Origin of the sequence: Micromonospora yangpuensis (assembly GCF_900091615.1) — a bacterium.
GTDB lineage: Bacteria > Actinomycetota > Actinomycetes > Mycobacteriales > Micromonosporaceae > Micromonospora > Micromonospora yangpuensis.
This window is the reverse complement of record NZ_FMIA01000002.1, coordinates 2492792-2506650: the sequence shown is the minus strand read 5'-3', so window position 1 is coordinate 2506650 and position 13859 is coordinate 2492792. Positions and strand designations below refer to the sequence as shown.

Here is a 13859-nt window from a genome sequence, read left to right as displayed (position 1 = left end):
ACTAAACAGAAGTTGGCTCACAAAGCTGCCAATCAGTGCAAAAGCGGAATATTACTCAGGATCGGGGTCACCTGCGACAGGCGGTACCAGGGCGGTCAGGTCGGTCACCGGCACGACCTGGGGATCCTCGAGCGGGCCGACGATCACCCGCAGCGCCGGGAAGTGGTCGGCGAGCAGCCGACGGCACCGGTCGCAGGGCGGCACCAGGCTGCGCCCCCGGTCCCCCACCGTGACGAGGGTCTCCAACTCGCCGACGCCCTGGGTGGCGGCGGCGCCGAGGAGCACCACCTCGGCGCAGGCGTCGACGGCGGGGTGCACGACGTCCACGCCGGTGACCACCCGGCCCTGGGCGGTCCGGGCCGCGCTGGCCAGCGTGTGGCTGGCGCTGCGGCAGCGTAGTTTGGCCACCGCGCTGGCCGCCTGCACCAGCGCCCGGTCGGTGTCCCGCATCGTCATCCCGTCCCCACGATCGACTCGGTCGGTGGCCCACTCTAGACGGCGGAACTGGTCGATGCCCGGCCGACCGCGGGCGGTTCGGCGACATCGGCCGCGCCGATCGCAGGCGGTTCGGCGACATCGGCCGTGCCGATCGCAGGCGGTTCGGTGACATCGGCCGTGCCGATCGCAGGCGGTTCGGTGACGCCGAACCGGTAACCCACGGGCGGTACCGGGCCGGGCTGCCTATCCTTGGCGACGTCATGCAGACTCCACCCGCACCGGCCGCGACCGACACGGTTCGCGAGCTGCACCGTCGCCTCGCCCCTCTGATCTTCGACGACCAACGTCGGCTGCGCCGGCGGCTCGACGGCGTCAAGCGCCTGCGCGATCCGCAGCGGCGCGCCGACACGCTTGCCGAGATCACCGCCGAGGTGGGTCGGGCCGAGGCCCGGCTGGCGGCCCGGCAGGCAGCCGTTCCGGCGGTGACCTACCCTGCCGGGTTGCCGGTGAGCGAACGCCGGGACGACATCGCCGCCGCCATCCGCGACCACCAGGTGGTGATCGTGGCCGGCGAGACCGGCTCCGGCAAGACCACCCAGCTGCCCAAGATCTGTCTGGAGCTGGGGCGTGGGGTGTCCGGGCTGATCGGCCACACCCAGCCCCGCCGGCTGGCGGCCCGGACCGTCGCCGACCGGATCGCCGAGGAACTCGGCACCGAGCTGGGCGACGTGGTCGGGTACAAGGTCCGCTTCACCGACCAGGTGAGCGACCGCAGCCTGGTCAAGCTGATGACCGACGGCATCCTGCTGGCCGAGCTGCAGACCGACCGGATGCTGCGCCGGTACGACACCCTGATCATCGACGAGGCGCACGAGCGCAGCCTCAACATCGACTTCATCCTCGGGTACCTGCGGCAGCTGCTGCCCCGCCGACCCGACCTGAAGGTGATCATCACCTCGGCGACCATCGAGACCGACCGGTTCGCCCAGCACTTCGCCGACGCCGACGGGAAGCCGGCGCCGGTGGTCGAGGTCTCCGGTCGGACGTACCCGGTCGAGGTGCGCTACCGGCCGTTGGTCGAGGTGACCGGGGACGAGGCGGACGAGGACGGCGAGAACGTCCGGGACCAGATCCAGGCCATCGGCGACGCGGTCGAGGAGCTGGCCGCCGAGGGCCCCGGTGACGTGCTGGTCTTCCTCAGCGGCGAGCGGGAGATCCGGGACACCGCCGAGGCGCTGGGCAGGCTGGTCCAGTCGAAGCGGTCGCTGCTGGGCACCGAGATCCTGCCGCTGTACGCCCGGCTCTCCGCCGCCGAGCAGCACCGGGTCTTCGCCGCGCACAGCAACCGCCGGGTGGTACTGGCCACCAACGTGGCGGAGACCTCGCTGACCGTACCGGGGATCAAGTACGTGGTGGACCCGGGCACCGCCCGGATCTCGCGGTACTCCAGCCGGTTGAAGGTGCAGCGGCTGCCGATCGAGGCGGTGTCGCAGGCCTCGGCCAACCAGCGCAAGGGCCGCTGCGGGCGGACCTCGGACGGCATCTGCATCCGCCTCTACGACGAGCAGGACTTCGCCAGCCGCCCCGAGTTCACCGACCCGGAGATCCTGCGGACCAACCTGGCCTCGGTGATCCTCCAGATGACCTCGATCGGGCTCGGTGACATCGCCGCGTTCCCGTTCGTCGACCCGCCGGACCGGCGCAACGTCACCGACGGGGTCAACCTGCTGCACGAGCTGGGCGCGCTGGATCCGACCGAGACCGACCCGGACAAGCGGCTCACCCCGCTGGGCCGGCGGCTGGCCCAGCTCCCGGTGGACCCCCGGCTGGCCCGGATGGTGCTGGAGGGCGAGCGCAACGGCTGCGGCACCGAGGTGATGGTGATCGCCGCCGCGCTCTCCATCCAGGATCCCCGCGAACGGCCGGCGGAGAAGCAGGCCCAGGCCGACCAGGCGCACGCCCGGTTCGCCGACGCCGAGTCGGACTTCGTCGCGCTGCTCAACCTCTGGCGGTACCTGCGCGAGCAGCAACGCGCCCTCTCCTCCAGCGCGTTCCGCCGGATGTGCCGCGCCGAGTACCTCAACTACCTGCGGGTACGCGAGTGGCAGGACATCGTCAGCCAGCTGCGTCAGGTGGGGCGTACCCCGGAGGGGGGTGCCGGGCGGCGGGGCCGGCGGGGCGCGGAGAACCCGGCGGCCGACGGCGGCCGGCGGGCCGGCGGCGCGGACCTGCCGGAGGAGATCGACACCCCGAAGGTGCACCAGTCGCTGCTGGCCGGGCTGCTCTCCCACGTCGGGCTCAAGGACGCGCAGAAGCACGAGTACCTGGGCGCCCGGGGGGCCAAGTTCGCGCTCTTCCCCGGCTCGGCGCTGTTCAAGAAGCCACCCCGCTGGGTGATGGCCGCCGAGCTGGTGGAGACCTCCCGGCTCTGGGGTCGGGTCGCCGGGCGGGTCGAGCCGGAGTGGGTCGAGCCGCTCGCCCAACACCTGGTCAAACGCAGCTACAGCGAGCCGCACTGGGAGAAGAAGCAGGCCGCGGTGCTGGCCTACGAGAAGGTGACCCTGTACGGCGTCCCGCTGGTCAGCGCCCGCAAGGTGAACTTCGGCCGGATCGATGCGGGCCTGAGCCGGGAGCTGTTCATCCGGCACGCCCTGGTCGAGGGGGACTGGCAGAGCCACCACCAGTTCCTGCGGGACAACCGCCGGCTGCTGGCCGAGATCGAGGAGCTGGAGAACCGGGCCCGCCGCCGGGACATCCTGGTCGACGACGAGACGGTGTTCCAGTTCTACGACGAGCGGATCCCCGCCGACGTGGTTTCCGGCCGGCACTTCGACGCCTGGTGGAAGACCACCCGGCGGGAGCGGCCCGAGCTGCTCACCTTCACCCGTGAGCTGCTGGTCAACGCCGGCCGGGGCGGGGTGGACGAGCAGGACTACCCGGACCAGTGGCGCGCCGGTCCGGTGGCGCTGCCGTTGACCTACCGGTTCGAGCCGGGCACGTCGACCGACGGGGTGACCGTCGACATCCCGCTGCCGATGCTCAACCAGGTGCCGGCGGAGAGCTTCGACTGGCAGGTGCCGGGGCTGCGGGAGGAGCTGGTCGTCGCGCTGATCCGGTCGCTGCCCAAGGCGGTACGCCGCAACTTCGTCCCGGTGCCCGACCACGCGCGGGCGGCGCTGGCGGCGATCAGGCCCGGCGAGGAGTCGCTGCTCACCGCGCTCACCCGCGAGCTGCGCCGGATGACCGGGGTGAGCGTGCCCGCCGACGCGTGGGACCTGAGCCGGCTCCCGCCGCACCTGCGGGTCACCTTCCGGGTGATCGGCGAGGAGGACAAGCCGGTCGCCGAGGGCAAGGACCTGCCGGCGCTGCAACGCCAGCTCCGTCAGGAGGTACGTCAGGTGGTGGCCGCCGCCGCGCCCGAGGTGGCCCGTACCGGGCTGCGGGAGTGGAGCATCGGCACCCTGCCGCGCACCGTCGAGCAGGTCCGGGCCGGTTTCGCGGTGACCGGCCACCCGGCGCTGGTGGACGAGGGCACCACGGTGGGGGTCCGGGTCTTCGACTCCGAGGCCGAGCAGGCGGCGGCGCACTGGGCCGGTACCCGCCGGTTGCTGCGGTTGACCGTCGCGTCTCCGGCGAAGATCCTGCAGGGCCGGTTGAGCAACGAGGCGAAGTTGGCGCTGAGCCGCAACCCGCACGGCAACGTGCAGCAGCTCATCGAGGACGCGGCGGGCGCGGCGATCGACAAGCTGGTCGGCGACGCGGGCGGTCCGGCCTGGGACGCCGCGGGCTTCACCGCGTTGCGCGACCGGGTGCGGGCCGACCTGGTCGACACGGTGGTGGAGGTGATGGACCGGGTCCGCCGGGTGCTGGCCGCGGCCTACGCCGTCGAACAGCGGCTCGGCGCGACGCGGAACCTGGCCGTGGTGGCCGCGCTGGCCGACATCCGGGCGCAACTGGCCGGACTGGTGCACGCCGGGTTCGTCACCGAGACCGGCTACGCCCGCCTGCCCGACCTGCTGCGCTACCTGACCGCCATCGAGCGGCGGCTGGACCGGCTAGCCGGCAACCCGCAGCGGGACAGGTCGCAACAGGACCGGATCGCGGTGGTGCAGAAGGAGTACGCCGACCTGCTCGCCGCGCTACCGGAGACCCGGCGGTCCTCGGCGGCGGTCCGGCAGATCCGCTGGATGATCGAGGAGCTCCGGGTGAACGTCTTCGCCCAGGCGCTCGGGACGCCGTACCCGGTCTCGGAGCAACGGATCTACCGGGCGATGGACGACGCCGAGGGACGCTGAGCGCCGGCCGGCTCAGCCGACCTGTACCGGCAGCACCCGGCCCGCCGGCAGCGCCGGAACCGAGTTGGCCAGGGCGTTGGCGGTCGACCGGGGCTCCGGGTACGGCATCGCCCACCAGGCGCGGTTCTCCCGGTACCAGTGGTAGACCTCGGTCAGGCCGTCGGCGAACCGGATCTGCGGCTGGTAACCCAGCTCTTCGGAGATCTTGCGGAAGTCCAGCGAGTACCGCTGGTCCTGGACCTTGCGGTCGGCGACGTGCCGGACCCGGTCCCAGTCGGCGCCGGCCAGCCGCAGGATCCGCTCGGCCAGCGCCCGGTTGGTCAGCTCCACGTCACCGCCGATGTTGTAGACCTCACCGGCGCGCCCCTTGGCCAGCACCAGGGAGATGGCCCGGCAGTGGTCGTCGACGTGCAGCCACTCCCGTACCGCGCTGCCGTCGCCGTGCAGGGTGATGTCCCGGCCGGTGAACAGGCTGGTGACGAAGCGGGGGATGACCTTCTCCACGTGCTGGTACGGCCCGTAGTTGTTGGCGCACCTGGTGATCGAGACGTCCAGGTCGTACGTGCGCCAGTAGGAGCGCACGACGGCGTCACTGGCCGCCTTGGACGCCGCGTACGGCGAGTTGGGCTCCAGCACGCAGCGCTCGTCCCAGGAGCCCTCGCTGATCGAGCCGTACACCTCGTCGGTGGAGACGTGCACCACCCGGGCGACCGCGCTGCGCGCGCACTCGGCCATCAGCCGGTGCGTGCCCATCACGTTGCTCTCGAAGAACGGCGCGGGGTCGTCGATGGAGCGGTCCACGTGCGACTCGGCCGCGAAGTGCACCACGGCGTCGTGTCCGGGCACCACCTCCCGCAGCAGCGCGACGTCGCAGATGTCGCCCCGGACGAAGGTCAGTCGGGGATGGACGGCTGGCAGGTTCCGCCGGTCACTGGCGTAGGTGAGCTTGTCCACCACGGTCACGGCGCAGTCTTCGAAGCCGGGGTAACGCCCGTCCAACAGGCACCGGGTGAAGTGCGACCCGATGAAACCGGCACCACCGGTCACCAGGATTCTCATCTGTGGCCTCCCTGCCACGCGAACCCGCGCATCGTCTGTCCGGCCACCGCGGCCCCGCCGGGTGGACTGGTTACTCCGTCACTCCCCGGCCGCACGTGCGGTTTGGGCCTCGATGGGAGAAGTGGGAGGTTAGTCCCCGTGCAAGGATCTACGATAGGTGAACAAAGCGCCCTTGCGGGTAATATCGACACCTTAAGGGGGATTTAACCTAGCGGCTCGACGCCGGGCGGCAGCGCGTCGGTCTCGGTGGCGGCGCGTACGTAGTCGAGCAGGATCCGGCGCAGCTCCCGCCCGGCGTGGGTGGGCACCGCCTCCCGCCGACGGGCCACCGCGATGGTCCGCTGCACCCCGGGCGGGGCGAGCGGGGTGACCCGGATCCCGGGGCGGCGCACCACGACGATCCCGGGCACCAGGGCCACCCCGAGGCCCGCCTCGACGAAGCTGAGCACCGCGTCCATCTCCCCGCCGTCGACCGCGAACGAGGGCTCGAAGCCGGCCTCCCGGCAGGCCTGCAGGGTGACGTCGCGCAGGTCGTAGCCCTCGCGGAACATCACCAACGGCTGGTCGCGCAGGTCGGTCACCCGCAGCCGGCCGGTCGGGCGCGCGGCGGGCAGCTCGTCCACCGAGGCGACCACCAGGCTCTCCCGCAGAATCGGCTCGGCCCGCAGTGCCGGATCGGCGCCCTGGGCCGGCATGATGATCAGCGCTAGGTCCAGGTCACCGCGGAGCAGGTGACGGACCAGGTCCTGGGAGCCGCCCTCCTCGACCTGGAGGTCGACGGTGGGGTGGGCGTCGCGGAACCGGCGCAGCACCGGTGGGGCGAGCGCGGTGGCCAGGCTCGGGGTGGCTCCCAGCCGGACCCGCCCCCGGCGCAGCCCGACCAGCTCCTGCACCTCCCGGGTGGCGGTGTCGACGTCGGCCAGGATCCGTCGGGCCAGCGGCAGCAGCACCTCACCGGCGGCGGTGAGGGTGATGTTTCCCCGTACCCGCTCGAAGAGCGGTGCCCCGAGGTCGGCCTCCAAAGCGTGAATTTGCTTACTCAACGACGGCTGGGTTATGGCGACGAGATCGGCAGCTTGGGTGAAATGTCGTACTTCTGCCACGGCTACGAAGTACTTCAGCTGATGAAGCTGCACCTCGATAGCCTATAGCTATCATGGCTGCGAGTTCGATGCATTGGACGACTGATCCAGGAAACTCCTAGCTTCGTGGTTGTGGTAGTCACGAGAACCCGGTCGCCCATCCGCTCCAACGTCGGCCTGAAGGCCGTCATGGCGGTGTCGGGCATCGTCCTGGTGCTGTTCCTGATCGCACACATGCTCGGCAACCTGAAGGTCTTCGCGGGCGCGTCGTCGTTCGACGACTACGCGCACTGGCTGCGGGACCTCGGCAAGCCGGCCCTGCCCGGGGTCTGGGCGCTCTGGATCCTGCGCGCCGGCCTCGTCGTCGCCGTGCTGGCGCACATCTGGGCGGCCACCGTGCTCGCGCTGCGCGCCCGCGCCGCCCGCCCGGTCAAGTACGCCCACCGCAAGAAGGTCCAGGGCAGCTACGCCGCCCGGACGATGCGCTGGGGTGGGGTGATCATCCTGCTCTTCGTGATCTACCACCTGCTGGACCTGACCACCGGCCACCTGAACCCGGTCGGTGACCCCAGCCGGCCGTTCGCCAACGTGGTCGCGGACTTCGCACCGGAGCGCTGGTACGTCACGCTCTTCTACACCGTCTCGATCGTCGCGCTCGGCTTCCACCTGCGGCACGGCGTGTTCAGCGCGCTCCGCAGCCTCGGCCAGCAGACCCCCGGCGGTGAGCGCCGGGCCCGCGCGGTGGCCCTGGCCTTCGCCGTCGTGATCTGCGCCGGCTTCCTGGTGGTTCCGTTCGCCGTACTCACCGGATTGGTGTCCTGACCATGGAACTGTTCACCGAGGGCGACCCGATCGCCGACACCAAGGCACCCGAGGGCCCGGTCGAGAAGCGCTGGGAGACCCGCCGCTTCGAGGCCAAGCTGGTCAACCCGGCCAACCGCCGCAAGATGACGGTCATCGTGGTGGGTACCGGCCTGGCCGGCGGCTCCGCCGCCGCCACGCTCGCCGAGCAGGGCTACCGGGTCAAGAGCTACTGCTACCAGGACAGCCCGCGTCGGGCGCACTCCATCGCCGCGCAGGGCGGCATCAACGCCGCGAAGAACTACCGCAACGACGGCGACTCGGTGCACCGGCTCTTCTACGACACCGTCAAGGGCGGCGACTTCCGCTCGCGGGAGTCGAACGTGCACCGGCTGGCCGAGGTCTCGACCAACATCATCGACCAGTGCGTCGCCCAGGGCGTGCCGTTCGCCCGCGAGTACGGCGGCCTGCTGGACACCCGCTCCTTCGGCGGTGCGCAGGTGCAGCGCACCTTCTACGCCCGGGGTCAGACGGGCCAGCAGCTGCTGCTCGGGGCGTACCAGGCCCTGGAGCGGCAGATCGGCCTGGGCAACGTGGAGATGCACGCCCGGCACGAGATGCTGGAGCTGGTCGTGATCGACGGCCGGGCCCGGGGCATCGTGGTGCGGGACATGGTCACCGGTGAGATCAGCACCGAGATGGCCGACGCGGTGGTACTCGCCTCCGGTGGGTACGGCAACGTCTTCTACCTCTCCACCAACGCCAAGGGCTGCAACGTCACCGCGACCTGGCGGGCCCACCGCAAGGGCGCGTACTTCGCCAACCCCTGCTACACGCAGATCCACCCGACCTGCATCCCGGTCTCCGGCGACCACCAGTCGAAGCTGACCCTGATGAGCGAGTCGCTGCGCAACGACGGCCGGGTCTGGGTGCCCAAGACCAAGGGCGACGAGCGCAACCCGAAGGACATTCCCGAGGACGAGCGGGACTACTACCTGGAGCGGATCTACCCCTCCTTCGGCAACCTGGTCCCCCGGGACATCGCCTCGCGCGCGGCGAAGAACGTCTGCGACGAGGGCCGTGGCGTCGGCCCGACCAGGCTCGGCGTCTACCTCGACTTCGCCGACGCGATCTCCCGGCTCGGCCGCAAGGCCGTCGAGGCCAAGTACGGCAACCTCTTCGAGATGTACGAGCGGATCACCGGCGAGGACCCGTACGAGGTGCCGATGCGGATCTACCCCGCCGTGCACTACACGATGGGCGGCCTCTGGGTCGACTACGACCTCCAGTCGACCATCCCCGGGCTGTTCGTGATCGGTGAGGCGAACTTCTCCGACCACGGCGCGAACCGGCTCGGCGCGTCGGCGCTGATGCAGGGCCTGGCGGACGGCTACTTCGTGCTGCCCACCACGATCGCCCACTACCTGGCGACCGGGCCGCTGGAGAAGGTCGACGCGAGTCACCCGTCGGCGGTCGAGGCGCGTACCGAGGTGGAGGACCGGGTCCGGCGGCTGCTGGCCGTCGACGGTGACCGCACCGTGGACTCGTTCCACCGGGAGCTGGGCCAGATCATGTGGGAGCACTGCGGCATGGAGCGCAGCGCGGCCGGGCTGGCCAAGGCGATCGACGAGATCCGGGCGCTGCGCGACCAGTTCTGGCAGCGGGTCAAGGTGCCCGGTTCCGGTGAGGGGCTCAACCAGTCACTGGAGAAGGCCGGCCGGGTGGCCGACTTCTTCGAGCTGGCCGAGCTGATGTGCATCGACGCCCTGCACCGCGAGGAGTCCTGTGGCGGCCACTTCCGGGCCGAGCACCAGACCCCCGACGGTGAGGCCCAGCGCGACGACGACCGGTTCGCCTACGTGGCGGCCTGGGAGTACACCGCCACCGGTACGCCGGCCGTGCTGCACAAGGAAGACCTGAAGTTCGAGTACGTTCACCCGACGCAGCGGAGCTACAAGTGAACCTGACCCTACGCATCTGGCGCCAGGCCGGCCCCGAGGACAAGGGTCGGATGGTCACCTACCAGGTCGACGACGTCTCCCCCGACATGTCGTTCCTGGAGATGCTCGACGTGCTCAACGAGCGCCTGATCCTCTCCGGCGAGGAGCCCGTGGCCTTCGACCACGACTGCCGCGAGGGCATCTGCGGCATGTGCGGTCTGATGATCAACGGGGACGCGCACGGGCCGCAGCGCGGCACCACCGCCTGCCAGTTGCACATGCGGCAGTTCTCCGACGGCGAGACGATCGACATCGAGCCGTGGCGGGCCCGCGCCTTCCCGGTCATCAAGGACCTGGTGGTCAACCGGGACGCCTTCGACGACATCATCGCCGCCGGCGGGTACATCACCGTGCCGACCGGCAGCGCGCCCGAGGCGCACTCGGTGCCGGTGGCCAAGGTCAACGCCGACGCCGCCTTCGAGTCGGCCGCCTGCATCGGCTGCGGCGCCTGCGTCGCGGCCTGCCCGAACGGCTCGGCGATGCTCTTCACCGCGGCCAAGGTCACCCAGCTCTCGCTGCTGCCGCAGGGCCAGCCGGAGCGGCAGACCCGGGTGATCGGCATGGTCGACGCGCACGACGAGGCCGGCTTCGGTGGCTGCACCAACGCCGGCGAGTGCACGGTGGTCTGCCCGAAGGGCATCCCGCTGAGCACCATCGGCCGGCTCAACCGGGACTACCTGACGGCCACCGCCAAGCGGGGCGACACCCCGGGCACCTGACCGCCAGGCCCCTCGGAGCCGACACCGACCCACCGACCGCCGTACCCCCGCCCGGGGTGCGGCGGTCGGTCCGTCCGCGCCCGGTGCCGGGCACCGGTCCGGTTCAAGTCCCCGCTGCCGGGTAGCAGTCCACCGACGGCAGACAGAGGGGACGACGACCATGAAGGCACTGACCTGGCACGGCAAGCGGGACGTCCGGGTGTCCGACGTTCCGGACCCGCGCATCGAGGAGCCGACCGACGCGGTCGTCCGGATCACCTCGACCGCGATCTGCGGCTCCGACCTGCACCTCTACGAGGTGCTCGGGCCGTACCTCAAGTCCGGTGACGTGCTGGGGCACGAGCCGATGGGCATCGTCGAGGAGGTCGGGGCGGGGGTGACCCACCTCAAGCCGGGCGACCGGGTGGTGGTCCCGTTCAACATCTCCTGCGGCTCGTGCTGGATGTGCCAGCGCCAGCTCTACGCCCAGTGTGAGACCACCCAGGTCACCGCCGAGGGCAAGGGTGCCAGCCTGTTCGGCTACACCTCGCTGTACGGGTCCGTCCCGGGCGGACAGGCCGAGTACCTGCGGGTGCCACAGGCGCACTTCGGGCCGATCAAGGTGCCGGAGACCGGGGCCGACGAGCGGTACCTCTACCTCTCCGACATCCTGCCCACGGCCTGGCAGGCGGTGAAGTACGCCGACGTCCCGCCCGGCGGCACCCTCGCCGTGTTCGGGCTCGGACCGGTGGGGCAGTTCTGCGCCCGGGTCGGCCGGCACCTGGGCGCCGGCCGGGTGATCGGCCTGGACCTGGTGCCGGAGCGGCTGGAGCTGGCCCGCCGGCACGGCATCGAGGTGCTCGACGTGAGCAAGCTCGACGACGTACCGGAGGCCCTGATCGACCTGGTCGACGGGCGGGGGCCGGACGCGGTGATCGACGCGGTCGGGATGGAGGCGCACGGCTCGAACACCGGGAAGTTCGCCCAGGCCGCCGCGGGGCTGCTGCCGGACGCGGTCGCCCAGCCGATGATCGACAAGGTGGGCGGGGACCGGCTGGTCGTGCTGAAGGCCGCGCTGAAGGCGGTCCGCCGGGGCGGCACCGTCTCGATCTCCGGCGTGTACGGCGGGGAGGCCGACCCGCTGCCGCTGATGGAGATGTTCGACCGGGGCATCCAGCTGCGGATGGGCCAGTGCCACGTGCGCCGGTGGACCGACGAGATCCTGCCGCTGCTGGCCGGCGACGACGACCCGCTGGGCGTGGAGGATCTGCGTACCCACCGGGTGCCGCTGCTCGACGCGCCGCAGGCGTACGAGATGTTCCAGGAGAAGAGCGACGGGTGCATCAAGGTCGTGCTCGCGCCGTGAGTCGGACGGTCGTGATCACCGGCGCGACGAGCGGTATCGGCCGGGCCACGGCCCGGGCGTTCGCCGCGCGCGGTGACCGGCTGGTCCTCGCCGCCCGCAACGCCGACACCCTGACCGAGGTACGCGCCGAGTGCCTGGCCGCCGGCGCACAGGTGGTCGCGGTGCCTACCGACATCGCCGAGGCCGGCGCCCCGGACGCCCTCGCCCGGGCCGCCACCGAGGCCTTCGGTGGCGTCGACGTGTGGGTGCACACCGCCGCGGTGATGGCGTACGGACGTTTCGACAGGCAACCGGAGCACGTGTTCGACCAGGTGGTCCGGACCAACCTGATCGCCGCCGCGGCGGTGGCCCGCAGCGCGCTGCGGCTCTTCCGGGCCACCGGTGCCGGCACCCTGGTGCTGACCGGGTCGGTGCTGGGGCACATCACCGCGCCGTACATGAGCGGGTACGTGGCCAGCAAGTGGGGTCTGCGCGGGCTGGCCCGGGCGCTGCAACAGGAGTGCCGGGACCTGCCGGGCGTCCAGGTCTGCCTGGTCAGTCCGGGCAGCGTGGACACGCCGGTCTACCAGCGGGCGGCGAACTACCTGGGGCGGATCGGCCGCCCGCCCCCGCCGGTCTCCTCGGCCTCCCGGGTGGCGCGGGCGATCGTGCGCAGCGCCGACCGGCCCCGGCGGGAGGTCTCGGTCGGGCGGATCAACGTGCTGATGCGATTCGGCTTCACCGTGCTGCCCGGGGTGTACGACCGGCTGGTCGGCCCGCTGATGCGGCGGGTCGGCCTCACCGACGAGCCGGTGGCCCCGCACGAGGGCGTGGTGTTCACCTCCGCGCCGGGCGGCACGGTAAGCGGCGGCTGGCGGGGCGGACGGGATCACGCGCGTCGATCGGATCGCCTAGGGTGACCGGGCAACCACTGCCGATCCGGCGACCCGACGGGAGCGACGACGTTGAACATGAAGGTCAACCGGAGGGCGGCGATCGGCCTGGGCACCATGGCGACCGCCGGCACCGTGCTCGGTGCCGGCACCCCGGGCCTCGCCCAGGCCGGCCGACCCGCCGCCGCGCCCCAGCTGGCCGCCGCCGAGCGTCCCGCCCCGGGAGCTGAGCTGACCGCCACCGAGCGGCCCGCCGCCTCGCCCCGGCTGGCCGTGCCCCGGGTGACGGCCATCTACGAGGCGGAGACCGCGGCGGCCGGCGGGAACTGGCAGTCCTACGTCAGCCTGACCGATCCGGCGGGTCCGCCGGCGGTGGCCGTCGCCGACGAGCCGGACCAGCGGATCGAGGCGTACAGCGTCAACAAGATCGCGGTCGCCACGGCGGTGCTGGACAAGGTGGACCGGGGCCTGCTGACCCTGGCCCAGCGGGTGGAGGTGACGGCGTCGATCGTGGTGCCGGGCGGGGACGGGATCTTCAGCCTGGACGGGGCGTACCCCAGCTCGGTGACGCTCGGCCACGTGCTGGCCAACCTGCTGACCGTCTCCGACGACACCGCCGTACGACTCTGCGGGCTGGTCTGCCCGGCCGCCGAGCTGAACGCCATCCTGCGGGCCAAGGGCTTCGTGCACACCCAGGTCGAGCCGGTGGCCAACCCGAACCGGTTCTACCTCGGCACCAGCACCCCACGGGAGACCCACGACCTGCTCCGGGCGCTGGTCGGCGGCACCCTGCTCGGCGCGACGTCGACGGCGTTCCTGCTCGGGCTGCTGCGCTCGCCGGTCGCCTTCACCGACGGCATCCGACGCACGATGTCCTCGGCGGAGCGGGCCCGGGTGGCGACCAAGGCGGGCTGGTTCGTCGACGCCCGGCACGAGGCCGGGGTGATCTTCGACACGGCCGGGGCGCCGCTGATGACGTACGCCCTCTTCGCCGACGGTCAGCCCGGCGCGGACGACTTCGGGGCGACCCACCCGGCGGTGGCGGCCCGGGCCCGGATGGGCCGCCGGTTCCTGGACGCGCTCGGGCAGCTCAGTGGCGGTGGCCGGGCCCACCTGCCGGCACCGCGCCGGCCGAGCAACGGCGGCTGAGCGCCGGGCCTTCCGCCACCGCCCGGCGGTGGCCGGCGTCGCGGTCGGCCACCGTCGGTGGCCGACCGCCGTCCTTGCCAGGTGTGACGGCCAGTCGGG

General features: G+C 71.9%; 11 protein-coding genes. 7 read left to right on the top strand and 4 right to left on the bottom strand.

The genetic code is table 11. The features are described 5' to 3' along the window. Positions 1–51 precede the first annotated feature (51 nt). Complete coding sequence (locus GA0070617_RS11420; protein WP_091436288.1) at positions 52–456, bottom strand: cytidine/deoxycytidylate deaminase family protein; 405 nt, start codon at positions 454–456, stop codon at positions 52–54. Positions 457–491: 35 nt separating this feature from the next. Beyond that, a complete protein-coding gene (locus GA0070617_RS30510) occupies positions 492–659 on the bottom strand; it encodes a hypothetical protein (protein WP_175440501.1) in 168 nt (55 codons plus the stop codon). A gap of 39 nt (positions 660–698) precedes the next feature. Here GA0070617_RS30510 and hrpA point away from each other — a divergent pair, with 39 nt between their 5' ends. Then, positions 699–4733, top strand: a complete 4035-nt coding sequence (gene hrpA, locus GA0070617_RS11415) for an ATP-dependent RNA helicase HrpA (RefSeq protein WP_091436286.1) — start codon at positions 699–701, stop codon at positions 4731–4733. A gap of 12 nt (positions 4734–4745) precedes the next feature. Here hrpA and rfbB read toward each other — a convergent pair whose 3' ends face one another. Both rfbB and GA0070617_RS11405 read right to left on the bottom strand, forming a co-directional pair. Further along, positions 4746–5792 (bottom strand): dTDP-glucose 4,6-dehydratase, encoded by a 1047-nt coding sequence (rfbB, locus tag GA0070617_RS11410; RefSeq protein ID WP_091436284.1) that lies wholly within the window; start codon positions 5790–5792, stop codon positions 4746–4748. 203 nt (positions 5793–5995) lie between these two features. Then, positions 5996–6934: a LysR family transcriptional regulator gene (locus tag GA0070617_RS11405; protein ID WP_091436281.1), complete on the bottom strand. Its 939-nt coding sequence runs from the start codon at positions 6932–6934 to the stop codon at positions 5996–5998. Positions 6935–7006: 72 nt separating this feature from the next. On the opposite strand from GA0070617_RS11405, the gene GA0070617_RS11400 reads away from it, so the two are divergent. The 6 genes from GA0070617_RS11400 to GA0070617_RS11375 all read left to right on the top strand — a co-directional run bounded on the left by GA0070617_RS11400 (position 7007) and on the right by GA0070617_RS11375 (position 13760). Then, positions 7007–7696 (top strand): succinate dehydrogenase cytochrome b subunit, encoded by a 690-nt coding sequence (locus GA0070617_RS11400; RefSeq protein WP_091436279.1) that lies wholly within the window; start codon positions 7007–7009, stop codon positions 7694–7696. Between the two features lie 2 nt (positions 7697–7698). After that, positions 7699–9636 (top strand): fumarate reductase/succinate dehydrogenase flavoprotein subunit, encoded by a 1938-nt coding sequence (locus GA0070617_RS11395; RefSeq protein WP_091436277.1) that lies wholly within the window; start codon positions 7699–7701, stop codon positions 9634–9636. Next, a complete protein-coding gene (locus GA0070617_RS11390) occupies positions 9633–10394 on the top strand; it encodes a succinate dehydrogenase/fumarate reductase iron-sulfur subunit (RefSeq protein ID WP_091436275.1) in 762 nt (253 codons plus the stop codon). The genes GA0070617_RS11395 and GA0070617_RS11390 overlap by 4 nt, the downstream gene beginning before the upstream one ends. A gap of 160 nt (positions 10395–10554) precedes the next feature. Beyond that, complete coding sequence (locus GA0070617_RS11385) at positions 10555–11739, top strand: zinc-dependent alcohol dehydrogenase (protein ID WP_091436274.1); 1185 nt, start codon at positions 10555–10557, stop codon at positions 11737–11739. Beyond that, positions 11736–12638 carry an SDR family NAD(P)-dependent oxidoreductase gene (locus GA0070617_RS11380; protein WP_175440500.1) on the top strand — a complete coding sequence of 301 codons (903 nt, stop codon included), beginning with the start codon at positions 11736–11738 and terminating at the stop codon, positions 12636–12638. Before GA0070617_RS11385 ends, GA0070617_RS11380 begins: the two co-directional genes overlap by 4 nt. A gap of 51 nt (positions 12639–12689) precedes the next feature. After that, entirely contained in the window at positions 12690–13760 is a 1071-nt protein-coding gene (locus GA0070617_RS11375; RefSeq protein ID WP_091436272.1) for a serine hydrolase, read from the top strand. Positions 13761–13859: the final 99 nt, after the last annotated feature.